The sequence below is a fragment of the Streptomyces celluloflavus genome (assembly GCA_000720995.1).
GTDB lineage: Bacteria > Actinomycetota > Actinomycetes > Streptomycetales > Streptomycetaceae > Streptomyces > Streptomyces celluloflavus.
The window spans coordinates 20,029-31,587 of the sequence record JOEL01000068.1; the positions used below are offsets into that span (position 1 = coordinate 20,029).

Below are 11,559 nucleotides of genomic sequence, written 5' to 3' on the forward strand. Positions count from 1 at the left end.
TGAGGTGAGTGAGACACCCCATGGCTTGGCGTCCGAAGAGCTGACCGACCGACTGGCCGAGGTATTCGACCTGGTGGGGCCGCTGTACCGGCGAACGCACCGCAGGGTGGAGCAGGACGTGGCCGTCCAGGGACTGCTGGTCGGCGTACGTGCCGTGCTCAGCATGCTCCGCGAGCACGGACCCATGACCGTCCCGCAGATGGGCCGGGCTCAGGCATTGAGCCGCCAGTTCGTCCAGCGCATGGTCAACGACGCGGCCGCACGGGATCTGGTGGAGTCCATCCCCAACCCGGCCCACAAGCGATCCTCCCTCATCCGGCTGACCGAACAGGGCCGGGCCGCCATCACCACCGTGACCGACCGCGAACGCGCGGTGCTGCGCCAGGTCGGCGGCGACGTCACCGATTCCGAGGTCGACGCCTGCCTCCGGGTCCTCTCCCGCCTCCTCGAAATCATGGGCACCGACGAGGTCGACTGAGCCGGACCGGCGTACGCCTCCCGCGCGGACCGCGCCTGCCTGCCACGAGAAACTCTCCATCCGCTACGAAGCGACGGTCCTCGTCGCGGCCGCCAACGAGTAGTGACTTTCGCAACCGCCACCGGGATCGGTGCGAGAAAACGGCTCGCGAGCCCGGTACGGCGGCCGGCAGGGTGCGGCACATGGCGCCCCGGTACCGGATCCGTGCCGACTACGACGCCCACACGATCGTGGTCTACCAGGCGTACGCACCCGCCATCGCCGACGCGGCGCTGCGCGCGGGCCGCCGGGCGCCGGCGAACCGCCTTTCCTCAGGCGGCTGATCACCGACCGCTCGTCGTCGGGCCCGTTCGTCGTTCATGGCGTGCACGGGCGAGGTGATGGGCATCGCGGAGCAGCTCGCGGACTGCCGCACCGGTCCGCCGGCCCGGGTTCACCACCGCGAGCCAGCCGACGGAGCCGTAGACGGGGTGCGCGATCACGGCATCGGTGACGCCGGGGTCGTCGTCGGTGGCCGGTTCGCGCGGCGCGTGGCCGGTCCAGTCGATGAACGCTTCCTTCCCGGCGGCCATATTGACGCGGAACGTATCCGGGCGGTCCAGGCGCGATCTCTCGTCGCCCGGCTGGTTCTTCGTCACGATCGTCGCGAACGGCTGAGTCGCTTGCGGCATGACGCCGTCGGGAGCGTAGAAGAAGAACGTATCCCCCCAACTGATCTCCGGTGAGCCGTCGCCGGGTCCCGGCCTGACGGCCAGGGCTCCCTCCAGGCTCTCCACGAAGTCGGTGAGCTCTTCCATCGTCATGATCTCCTCCATGGTCACGGTCTCTTCCATCGTCATGTGCTCAAGCGTTTCATTGAGGTGCTTGTGGAGACTTGTGGAGACTTCGAGTCGGAAGACAGAGGAGCTTCGGGTGCCAACTCTCAAGTCGTCGGCCATGCGCACAGTCGATGTCGCGCGACGTGCCGGGTACTCCGTCCAGCAGGTGCGCAACCTCGAACGCGACGGTGTCCTGCCGCCCGCGGCGCGCTCAGCCGCGGGCTACCGGATCTACGGGGAGACCCACGTGCAGTCCGCCCTGGCCTACCGAGCCCTCGCGGCCGGCACGGGTCCGGTCGAGGCCAAGCGGATCGTCCGTGCCGTGCACGAGTGCCCGGCCGCGGAGGTACTCGCACTCCTCGACGCGGCACACGCCCGACTCGACCGGGAGCGTACGGACCTCGGACTCGCCAAGGAGGCGGCCGCGGCGATCTCCGCCGAGCTGATCGACGACGTACGCCCCTCGGATGCGATGAGCGTCTCCGAACTCGCCGCCGCGCTCGGAGTGCGCCCCTCGACATTGCGGCACTGGGACGCCGAGGGGCTCGCCGTTCCCGACCGGGTCGCCCCGCGAGAAACGCGACGCTACTCACCGGCCCAGACCCGGGACGCCCGGATCGTCCACCAGCTGCGCAGCGCCGGCTACCGCATCGACCAGCTCCGGACCTTGATGCCGGGTCTGCGGCGCGGGCACCGGTCGGAGGACATCGGAGCCGCGCTGGCGGCCCGGGATATGAGCATCGCGGCCCGCTCCCGTGCCCTCCTCGACGCCGCCGTCGCCCTCGGTACGGTCCTCGGCGCGAGTTGAGCGTGGCTCAAGTCCTCCACCTGGCGGACCGGCCGGACCAGGTCCTCGTGCCGTGGAGGGGCTCGGTCACGCCGGATGCGCTTTCGGGGTCGGCCGCTACCGCGCTATCCCGCGTCGCGTGGCGGAAGCCGCCGGGTGATCCGGTCGAACAGCTCCGTCAGCGGCTCGCCGATGTCCCGGCCGAACTCGGTCAGCCCGTAGGTGACCTGGGGCGGTGTCGTCGGCTCGACCTCCCGCCAGACCAGGCCGTCCTGGACCAGCGCGCGCAGGGTCTGGGCGAGCATCTTCTCGCTGACGCCCCGGATGCTCTCGCGCAGCTCGTAGAACCGCAGGTCGTTGCTCCGCAAGGAGATCAAAACCCAGACGCCCCACCTGCTGGTCACGTGGTCGACCACATCGCGCGCGGGGCAGTCGGTGTGAAACACCTCATACGGCCCTGCCGCCTCGGCCCGTATGCGCTGCACGCTTCCCGTCACGTGATGAGCTTACCTAAAGGTATGTCCTTACCAAGAGTTAGCCCGGCTCCTAGCGTCAAGGCCACAGAAGACAGACGACAAGGAGCTGATCATGATCGTGGTGACCGGGGCTACCGGGAATGTGGGCCGGCCGTTGACGCGGGCGCTGGCCGAGGCGGGCCGGCAGGTGACGGCGGTGTCACGGCACGCGGCGGCGGTACCGGACGGCGTCCGCCACCTGGCGGCCGACCTGACCGAGCCCGCCAGTCTTGAGCCCGCGCTGGCCGGGGCGAAAGCGCTGTTCCTGCTGCTCTCCGGCGACCTGCACGCCCCCGGAGCCGACCCGGCCGACATCATCGGCGCGGCCGCGGCCCACGGGGTCCGCCGGGTCGTCCTGCTCTCCACGCAGGGCGTGGCGACCAGGCCCTTCGGCGCCACGCGGATCGCGATGCGCGCGCTGGAGAACGTGCTGCGGGAGTCCGGCCTGGAGTGGGCCATCCTGCGGCCCGGCGGCTTCGCCTCCAACGCCCTGTGGTGGGCCGGGTCCGTCCGCGCGCAGCGGGCCGTCGCCGCTCCCTTCGGCGACATCGGGGTGCCGGTCATCGACCCGGCCGACATCGCGGAGGTCGCGGCGGCCTGCCTGCTGGACGACCGGCACACCGGCGGCGTGTACGAGCTGACCGGCCCGGAGGTGATCACACCGCGCGGGCAGGTGGCGGCCATCGCCGCCGCGCTGGGCTCGCCGGTGCGGTTCCACGACCTCACCCGCGACGAGGCCAAGGCCGCCATGTCCCGCAGCATGCCGGCCGAACTCGCCGAGGACACCCTGACCATCCTCGGCTCCCCGAACCCGGCCGAACTGCGCATCAGCCCGGACGTCGAGCGGGTCCTCGGCCGCGCCCCGCGCCCGTTCGCCGACTGGGCCGCCCGCAATATCGCCGCGTTCCGCTGAAACGTGTCGGCGCCGCCGGAAGCAGGGCGGCGTTGATTTCGGCGAGTACCCGGGCGCTGAGCATCGGTCCCGGTCCGGGCCGGGACCGGATGATCCCGGCGTCCGGATGCCGGCCGAAATAGGCCCGAGCGGCGGGGATGGGGGCGAGCGGGGCGCGTGCCGCAGCCACTGCGCGGTGCGGGTGCGCTCCCGGATCGGAGTCGTACGTGCACACGCCACGGCCTCGACCGCTTCGGCGTCGGCGCTGTCGAACGGGGCGCGCCGCAGCCGCCGCGTGGTGCGAGCGCGCTCCCGGATCAGAGTCGTACGTGCACGCACCACGACCTCGACCGCTTCCTCCTCGGCGGTGTCCCCGGAGACCGGCCGGCGCTCAGCCCGCGTCGGGCGGCCCCCCGGGCTTCACCCTCAGCTCGCTGCCGTCCTCCCTGCCCAGCCCCTGGGAGTCCGGGCGGTGGGCCAGATAGCGGTCCAGCTCCTGCGGCCACTGGCCGTCGACCTCCGCGTCCATCGTCGCCAGCCGCGCCGTCAGGGGCGCGGTCTGCTCGGGGGTGCACACCAGCGCCACGGTCGTGTAGAGCGCCCGCAGCCGCCGCTGCACCTGCATCGAGGTGGCGCCGAAGTGCCGGATCTCGTCCGTGCCGATACAGACGTAGTCGGCCCAGGAGCGGGTGCGGTGGCTGAAGGCGGCACCCTCACCGGCCCCGGGTACGGCGGCGAGGCGCGGCGCGAGTTCGGTGAGCAGGTCCTCGATATGGTCCACGGCCTGTACCGCCCGCCCCGGATCGTTGACCGCCGGGGAGAGCGCCTTGAGCGCGATATCGACCAGAGTGCGCAGCGCGCCGGCCGGGTCGACGGTGGAGCTGTGGGTCTCCCCGAACAGCAGACAGCGCAGCAGCGCCGGGCGGCGGACCCGGTCCATCGGCCCGCGTACGAGGAACAGCGGGGCCTGGAGGGCCACGAAGTCGCCCACCACCGGAACCAGTTCGATGCGCACACCCCAGACGCGGGCCAGCCTCTCCAGCCGCTCGGTGTGGAAGGCCAACAGGATCTGACCGGACCGGGGCGGCCGGTCCAGGCACAGGACCGTCGGCTCCACCGCGCCGGGGGCCTTCGCACCGGGGACGGCCGCCGCGCCGTGCGGCCCGGCCGGGGTGCGGTACGGATGCGTACGGGCCACCGTGCGGCGGCCCTCCAGCGCGACGGTACGCAGCAGCGCCCCGGAGTTGAGCACACCGCTGACCCGGGCCACCAGCGCGAAGAACAGCACGGCGCACACCATGGAGATGACGACGGCGAAGAGCGTGGACAGGACGGGCCGGTAGTCCTCCTCGTGGACCGCGAGCCGTACCGAGATCATCAGCGTGTAGACGAAGGTCGCCATGAAGGTACCGGTCGCCCAGCGCATCAGCGGATCCTGCTGGAGCAGCGGCACGACCCGTACGGACAACTGCCCCGCCCCGAACTGCATGGCCAGCGTGAGCGCGGTGAAGACCAGCCCCGCGAGGGTGACCATGCCACCGGCCACGGAGCCGAGCAGGGTGGCCATGGAGCCCGCGTCGATCTTCGCGAACAGATGCTCCCCGGTGTCATGCCCGAACCGGGTGACCTCACGATCCAGCAGAGGCAGCAGCCAGGACAGAAAAAGACTCACCACAAGGAGCCCCACCGGCAGCCGCCAGATGCGATGGGTACGCAGCCGCCGCCGGGTGCGGTACCAGCGCCAGGCTCCCATGGCGGTGCCCTCCTCAATTTTGGGGTAATTGCGGTAAAAATACCGCATGGTGGCAGACGACAGGGCTGCCGACGCGGGTGCGCTCGGAACCGCCGGTTCGCGATCCCGTCCTGGATCTGCCGGCGCCACTCCCTCCACATCTCGTCGACGTGGCGGACCGTGGCAACCAGGTCAGCGAGATCGGCATCGTGCCCGGTCGCCCGGCACCAGACACGGCTGTCGCCTCGCTCGCGTTCTGCCTGCCGTTCTCGATGCGAGAGACCTTGGATTCCTGCCAATTCAGCGCACGGGCAAGGGCCCGGCCGCTGGTGAAGCCTGCGTCCTTGCGGAAGCCTCGCAGCCGGGCACCAAGTGCCTCTCGTGATTCCTGTGCCTGTGTGCTCACGTGCACATCACGGCTGGTACGTGCCGTGCGGCGTGGCGACGTTCCAGAGCAGATCACGGATACGGACGCACTCGGATACGACCGAGGGGGTCTCGATCAGCTCGGAGCCCAGGACGCGTCCACCGTCGTCGAAGTGCCCCACAGCCAAGAGCTTGTCGTCGAAGAGCCACCAGTCGTTTCCCGCCAGGGGGAACACAAGCCCCTCGGGCAGCTCGCGCCTCGGCAGCCACCGGATGGACTCGCCGGCCTCTTCGTTGATGCCCGTGGTGGCGTGCTCCCACCGGATGTAGGAGCTGTGCGGCTCGGTGACGACCCGTACCCGGCGCACCGTCTTCCCCGAGTCGGTGACGCGCTTCATGAGCTGTGCCCACGGTGCCATGAACGAGTCGTCGGCCGTCCCGTTGAGCCAACTCTCATACGGGACAACCTCGTTCGGGACCGAGTAGTCGTCCCTCAGCTCCAAGTGGAAGGCGTCGCACACGAAGCTCTCAAAGAGCCAGTTGCGCTCGACGCTGGAGATCAGCTTCACGCGGTTCCTCCAGTAGGGCGGTGATCGCGGCCTTGGGGACCTCGACCACGGTTTCGTAATCCGGGATCTCCATCTCCGCCAGGGCCTCGGGATCAGTGCCCCCAGTCCCTGGACGACGATTGTGCTGCTGACGTCCGTTCTACGGCGCCACGGAGCCGTTGCGCAGATATTGGGGAACTCCGAGTGCCAGTGCCTCTATGGCCGCTTCGAAACGGAGAAGCATCCGTGGGAGGAGGCGACTACGCGCCTCGGCGGGGGTGAAGAAGGCGATCTCCGATACCTCGTCGTCGTGCGGCCTCAGACCGCTGACCACGTCGTCGTCCAGGACACCCCCGTTGAAGATGAACGAGAGCTGGTCGTCCCACGCCTCATGCGGCGCCACCCAGTCCACCACAAGAAATCCACGGAGCGTGACCGTCAGTCCCAGCTCTTCCTTGAGCTCCCGTATAGCCGCTTGCTCCGGTGGCTCGTTCGCTTCGACCATTCCGCCGGGGAGATCCCATCCCGGTTTGTAAGTCGGGTTCACCAGCAGGAAGTTACCGGACATATTCATCAACAGGACATCGGCAGCCACTCGCTTCCGAGCCTGCCGAGCGTTCCCTTCAGCCAGGTACTCGTGCCAGGCCGTGCCGTCTTCGGGTGTGGGGATCATGGGGAAATGCCTTCGCTATGTGGCGTCATGATGTCGGCGAGAAGCAGGAGGCGCGTCTTCGCTGCGGGCCTCAGCGAGGTGAGCACGTGGACCCTGAACAGCCAAGACTGATCCAGCGGTGGAACGGGTCCGCCTGGGAGGTCTTCACCATGGCAGCCAACCTCAGCGAGGCCCGCAAGCTCCTGCGGCCCGCCGATACCGAGAGCCCGGCGCAGGAACCTGCCCAGCCCGCCCGGCCGCCGTTGGCGCCGGGACCTGACCACCACTCAGAGTGCCGACGAACCACTCCCGCTCAGTTCCATGGCCATGACGGAATACAAAGGTGAGTCTTCAAAGGGCTTGCATTCGTCGATCTTGCGGTACCCCCAGCCCTCGTACAGTGCCTGGACTCGCGGATGAGCCGATTCCACGAAGAGAGTGATGGCATAGGCGTCCTGGCCATTGACCAATGCGTCGTGGACTTGGGCTGAGGCTCCCGTCCTACGCCACTTGGGCACGATCATGAGTTCGGACAGGGCGAAGACTCGACGGTTCTCCGTCAGCCAATCAGGCGTATCGACACCACGCCACCAGGCGCCATGGCTGAACAGTGCCCCGTAGGCATATCCGACGGGCTCTCCCTCGTCGAAGCCAATGACGCAGGACCAGGTTTCCTTGCTTGACCACCTGTCCACGAACCCCGCGAACCGTTCGCGAGAATGAAACTCGTTGGGGTCATCCACATATGCCTCATCGTGGATGTCCAGGAGCATGGCCCTGACGTCCCGCGCGGCTGTGTGGCCATAACGTGTCAGCTCCATAGCTGCGACCTCTCAATCCAATGCGTTACTTCGGGCGCCCTTGTTCCGGACGCGGCCAGAACACCCCGAACCTTCTTCAGTGCGTCCGTCGTCCGTTTCGAACCCGATCCTTTGGGAAGCAACTCGTACGCATTCACGCCTGTGGCACAGGCCATCTCAAGCTCCCCTTGATGGGCCTGCGCCAGCGCTAGATGAGAAACGTACAGCGCTCGGTTCCGGACCAGATCAGGGCGGATACCTGCCAACGTCCGGTGAAAAAACGCTTCAGCCCGGCCATAGTCACCCAGCTGAAACCAAATATCTGCAGCCAGGCCGTCCACCTCGCTCTGGTCGTAAAAGGCCAGCCATGCCGGCCGCTGCTTTCCTTCGGCCCGTGCGTACACCTTCTCCGAAGTCGACAGGGCTCGAAGAGTGTCACTTGTCTGGTTCATCCTGGCCAGGGCCCGCGCATTGCGCATGTGCGCCAAGGAAAGGTACAGGGGGTCTCTGCGAGCAATCGATGCCCCCTTCATGACTCCTGCGGCCGCGGCACCCTCTGTGAAATCCTCACGCTGACAGGCAGTCATGGCGAGGCAGTTCCATACGTGATACTGCGTCTCGCTGTCTCCGGAAAGACCAGCGAATGTTACGGCGCGCTCCAGATGCGTACGCGCCCGTCGAGGGGACTTCGCGTCGATGGCAGCGAACGCTGCTGAGCTCGACGCATCTGCTGCCAGACAATGCAGCCGCTTGCGGACCCTGGCCGATGTCGTTCCCATCGACAGGGCCGACTGGATGCGTAGGGCGAGTTCGGCAGCCCGATTCTCCACCGTACGCATGCCGCCGATGCGCCAGTCCTCTTCGAGGATGCGTTCATACTCCGTTTGGAAGCGGTCCGCATCGCTCATGCCAAGCCTGGCGCCTGCGGTCGTTACGGCAGCGAATGCAGCGCCGCCAGTGGCTGTGAGGAACTTTCGGCGTATCACGGATCCATCCTTCGGTGGTGCGCCGGCAGCGCCCCGTTTGTGTCGCGGGATAAACCCCAGTTCTTCGGACGACGCCTGAAGGACCTGTTCAGCACAGAGCCGAATTCGGTCCTGTGGCCATCGTGTCTCGCCCCGGAGCCAGCGTCGGATGTCTCGGTCGGTGACGCATCCGGGCGAGCCCGTCAGCTGCTCGATCAGCGTATTGATCTTGCGTGCCAACTCGGCTTGGGAGAGCCCCGTGGCATCCATCCGGATCGCCAACTTGGCGTTCTTGGTCACACCTTGACGGTAGCGCCAACAGATCGGCCAGGGACAGCTCAAGGGCATAAATCACCGGGGTCATGCGAGGAGACCGTCCCTCTTTTCACCTGCCTCTCAGACCTGGTGCGTCGTTTCACTTGGAGACACCTGAACGCGCCCACATGGAGGAGGCGAGGTCATGAGCGATCCGACTCGGTACAGCGAGCCGCCCGTGGAACTTCCGCTGGACGGCTGGTTGTTGGAGGGCATCCCCGCCCAGGGCTGCGGAGCGTGCAACACCCTGGATCTCCATCGTGGGCAGGCTCGCGAGCGGGGCGACTGGGCCGCGGCGTGCGCGGCTGCACGAGAGATCCGCAACCACGACAGGGACATTGACGACAGGCAATCAACCGCCCATTCGGCACCCGACGGATCACCAGTGGGCGGTGCGCGGCGAGAACCGACATTGAAGGCAGCAGCGAGCGCCAACGAAGTACGCCGTGCTCCCGATGCTCGCTTTGCCGGCGATGCGTCAGAAGGCTCCTTCATGGAGCTGCGAGCGGCCCTGGAGGCCGCTGGGCTTGATCTCCCGGAGCTGTACGTGGACTACGGGGGGCGCCACCTTGTCCATCTCGGAAAGGTCAGCTTCGCAACGGCCAGGGAGCTGGCGCGTATCGTCCAGGCCGCACACGAGCCCTTCCATGTCGGTGCGGCCGTTGTCGACACCACCCGCTCCAAGGTCGCGAAGATCCTCGCCGTCAACGGCGAATGCCTCGTACTGAGTCGTCCCGTGGGAGACCCCTGGGACGCCCTCGTGACCTGGTGCCGCCCGGCGACCCTCGGTGAGGCGTTGAGTCTCACCGCCTTCCAGGAGCCCGGAGTTGGCGAGCTGACGGAGATCACCCGTGACCCCTGAGCAGCGCCGCGTCGTCACGTACCTGACGTGCCTGGCGGCCTTGGCCTTCGTACTCGCCGTCGGCATCTCCGGAAGTCACCGCGGCTGACCTCTTCACGGGACCTCCCCTCCCCCACGTAACACCTCGCCCGGCCCCCGCGTCCTTCTCCCGGCGCATGGGCGGGTGACAGTCCATCGACAGCGTGAGGACCACCCCCATGACCACGCGCCCACCCATGCAACCCCTCGGACTCGGCCACCTGAACCACCCACTGCTCGGCCACCCCGTGATCGACCACGCCCACGCCGACCGCATCGGCATCCTCCGCGCCATCGCACCCGACGCAAAGGCCAACACCCCCAGCCTCAACATCGGGATCCCCGACACACCCCCCGTGGCATGGCTGCGTTCGCCGCTTCGACCGTTCCGCGTCGCAGCCGGTTTCCGGTACGGCGTGCACGAGCGCGAGTAGGGCGAACGTCGGCGTCTCGGCTCCCGGGCCGGTGACTCCCTCCGGGCGTCTTCTCCGGCGCTCTGCGCAGTCCTTCGCCGGGCAGCCTCACCCCGAGCCCCGAGTTTTCCCCAGTACAGAGGGGGTGCTGGCCACACCATCGACCGGCCCGTTGCCCGGATGGTCCGGCAGGCCCCGGACAACGAGGCTGAATGCTTACGGATCCACCAAGCAACAAAAGGGAATCCTCTGTGTTCAGCTTCAAGCCGCTGCGCCGCCGTACCGCCCGCACCGTTGCCGTCGGTGCTCTCGCCGCCGCGGCCTGCACCACCGTCATGGCCGGCAGCGCCGCAGCCATCGTCAACGGGTCGGACTCCACCGAGAGCTACCCGTTCATGGCGACCATCCCGGAATCGGCCCCCAAGCACGGTCTGCACGACGGGACCTGCGGGGCATCGCTGATCGGTCAGCAGTGGGTGCTGACGGCGGCCCACTGCGTGAAGGGCGACGGCCTCGAACTGGAAGGCATCGTGCGCGTCGGCAGCGACCACCGCAAGTCCGGCGGCACTGTCCGGAAGATCGACCGGACCTATATCCATCCCGGCTATGTGAACGGCGGCGGCAAGACCGCCAACAAGGATGACGTCGCGCTGATACGCCTGGACCGCCCGGTCGCTGAGAAGCCCATCAAGATCGCCGGGCAGGCCGGGCGGCCCGGCACGCCGACCCGGCTCCTGGGCTTCGGCACCACCGCCGACGTCGGTTTCAAGTTCGCGGACCGGCTACAGGAGCTGAACACCCGCAGGGGCGCCGAGTCCGAGTGCGCGCCCGGCTACGCGGACCGGACCCGGCTGTGCACGATCACCACCGTGCCCAAGGCCATGGCGTGTTTCGGGGACTCCGGCGGACCGCAGGTCCAAAAGGGCCGGGACGGCCGCTGGGAGCTGATCGGCGTCACCTCGGGGCCCGGCGCCCCGGATGTGGCGTGCTCACAGGGCCCCGGCCTCTACACCAGCGCGCCCGCCTACGCGGGCTGGATCGACAAGACCATGAAGACCAACAGCGCTCCGTCAACTGCGGCCAAGGGCTCCGACCTCGCCGAGACCGGCACGAACGACAACACCGTGGCGATCGCCGGCGTGGCCGCCGCGCTGATCGCCGTCGGCGGCGGCACCGCCCTCGCGGTACGCCGCCGCAAAACCCGCCACGCCGCCTGAGGCGAAACCGCCGCAACCCGAAGGTGGCCCCCTCGCCAGGGGCCGCCGCCCTTCACTGCGTTCCGCCTACCCTCACCCGCTCCGAACCGTTCCTAAACAGTGTTCAGGAGTGGCATTTGCTGCCAGCTCCCGGAACTGCGCGCGTCCCGAACGGTGTTGGATGCGCTGGTCTCCCGCGTTC

15 protein-coding genes and 1 pseudogene are annotated in these 11,559 nt (G+C 68.3%); 8 read left to right on the forward strand and 8 right to left on the reverse strand.

Features of this window, described 5'->3' with window-relative positions; genetic code table 11:
- The first annotated feature begins 4 nt into the window (after positions 1-4).
- On the forward strand, positions 5-478 hold the full coding sequence (locus IH09_RS33570; RefSeq protein WP_052861344.1) for a MarR family winged helix-turn-helix transcriptional regulator: 474 nt from the start codon (positions 5-7) through the stop codon (positions 476-478).
- Positions 479-660: 182 nt separating this feature from the next.
- Positions 661-765: pseudogene (locus IH09_RS38375) on the forward strand (DUF4291 family protein); the annotation flags it as partial.
- Between the two features lie 36 nt (positions 766-801).
- Here IH09_RS38375 and IH09_RS33575 read toward each other — a convergent pair.
- A complete protein-coding gene (locus IH09_RS33575; RefSeq protein WP_318279638.1) occupies positions 802-1,416 on the reverse strand; it encodes a DUF6194 family protein in 615 nt (204 codons plus the stop codon).
- Here IH09_RS33575 and IH09_RS33580 point away from each other — a divergent pair.
- Positions 1,415-2,104 carry a MerR family transcriptional regulator gene (locus IH09_RS33580; protein ID WP_205379178.1) on the forward strand — a complete coding sequence of 230 codons (690 nt, stop codon included), beginning with the start codon at positions 1,415-1,417 and terminating at the stop codon, positions 2,102-2,104. The genes IH09_RS33575 and IH09_RS33580 overlap by 2 nt on opposite strands.
- 104 nt (positions 2,105-2,208) lie before the next feature.
- Here the strand turns inward: IH09_RS33580 and IH09_RS33585 are convergent, their stop codons facing one another.
- The gene (locus IH09_RS33585) at positions 2,209-2,580 is read right to left on the reverse strand and encodes a winged helix-turn-helix transcriptional regulator (RefSeq protein ID WP_052861346.1); all 372 of its coding nucleotides are present in this window, start codon (positions 2,578-2,580) and stop codon (positions 2,209-2,211) included.
- A gap of 91 nt (positions 2,581-2,671) precedes the next feature.
- Between IH09_RS33585 and IH09_RS33590 the strand changes: the two genes are divergently transcribed.
- Complete coding sequence (locus IH09_RS33590; protein WP_052861347.1) at positions 2,672-3,511, forward strand: SDR family oxidoreductase; 840 nt, start codon at positions 2,672-2,674, stop codon at positions 3,509-3,511.
- A 370-nt stretch (positions 3,512-3,881) separates the two neighbouring features.
- On the opposite strand, the gene IH09_RS33595 is transcribed toward IH09_RS33590, so the two are convergent.
- The 4 genes from IH09_RS33595 to IH09_RS33605 form a co-directional block, all read right to left on the reverse strand.
- Positions 3,882-5,243: a DUF2254 family protein gene (locus tag IH09_RS33595; RefSeq protein ID WP_052861348.1), complete on the reverse strand. Its 1,362-nt coding sequence runs from the start codon at positions 5,241-5,243 to the stop codon at positions 3,882-3,884.
- A gap of 13 nt (positions 5,244-5,256) precedes the next feature.
- Entirely contained in the window at positions 5,257-5,685 is a 429-nt protein-coding gene (locus tag IH09_RS38385) for a helix-turn-helix domain-containing protein (RefSeq protein ID WP_318279640.1), read from the reverse strand.
- Positions 5,636-6,157 (reverse strand): DUF6879 family protein, encoded by a 522-nt coding sequence (locus IH09_RS33600; protein ID WP_052861349.1) that lies wholly within the window; start codon positions 6,155-6,157, stop codon positions 5,636-5,638. The genes IH09_RS38385 and IH09_RS33600 overlap by 50 nt, the downstream gene beginning before the upstream one ends.
- Positions 6,158-6,296: 139 nt before the next feature.
- A complete protein-coding gene (locus IH09_RS33605; RefSeq protein ID WP_052861350.1) occupies positions 6,297-6,809 on the reverse strand; it encodes an NUDIX domain-containing protein in 513 nt (170 codons plus the stop codon).
- A gap of 17 nt (positions 6,810-6,826) precedes the next feature.
- Between IH09_RS33605 and IH09_RS40395 the strand changes: the two genes are divergently transcribed.
- Positions 6,827-7,135, forward strand: a complete 309-nt coding sequence (locus IH09_RS40395; RefSeq protein ID WP_240150456.1) for a DUF6087 family protein — start codon at positions 6,827-6,829, stop codon at positions 7,133-7,135.
- Here IH09_RS40395 and IH09_RS33610 read toward each other — a convergent pair.
- Together IH09_RS33610 and IH09_RS40400 are read right to left on the reverse strand one after the other, a co-directional pair.
- On the reverse strand, positions 7,076-7,609 hold the full coding sequence (locus tag IH09_RS33610) for a GNAT family N-acetyltransferase (RefSeq protein WP_052861351.1): 534 nt from the start codon (positions 7,607-7,609) through the stop codon (positions 7,076-7,078). The two genes, IH09_RS40395 and IH09_RS33610, sit on opposite strands and share 60 nt — an antisense overlap.
- Positions 7,600-8,853 (reverse strand): XRE family transcriptional regulator, encoded by a 1,254-nt coding sequence (locus tag IH09_RS40400; protein WP_318279641.1) that lies wholly within the window; start codon positions 8,851-8,853, stop codon positions 7,600-7,602. Before IH09_RS40400 ends, IH09_RS33610 begins: the two co-directional genes overlap by 10 nt.
- 508 nt (positions 8,854-9,361) lie before the next feature.
- Here IH09_RS40400 and IH09_RS39490 point away from each other — a divergent pair.
- From IH09_RS39490 to IH09_RS33625, 3 genes are all read left to right on the forward strand, one after another.
- A complete protein-coding gene (locus IH09_RS39490; protein ID WP_052861352.1) occupies positions 9,362-9,730 on the forward strand; it encodes a hypothetical protein in 369 nt (122 codons plus the stop codon).
- 197 nt (positions 9,731-9,927) lie between these two features.
- Positions 9,928-10,182, forward strand: a complete 255-nt coding sequence (locus IH09_RS33620; protein ID WP_190233488.1) for a hypothetical protein — start codon at positions 9,928-9,930, stop codon at positions 10,180-10,182.
- Between the two features lie 230 nt (positions 10,183-10,412).
- Positions 10,413-11,378, forward strand: coding sequence for a trypsin-like serine protease (locus IH09_RS33625; RefSeq protein WP_052861354.1), 966 nt, complete (start codon positions 10,413-10,415; stop codon positions 11,376-11,378).
- Positions 11,379-11,559: the final 181 nt, after the last annotated feature.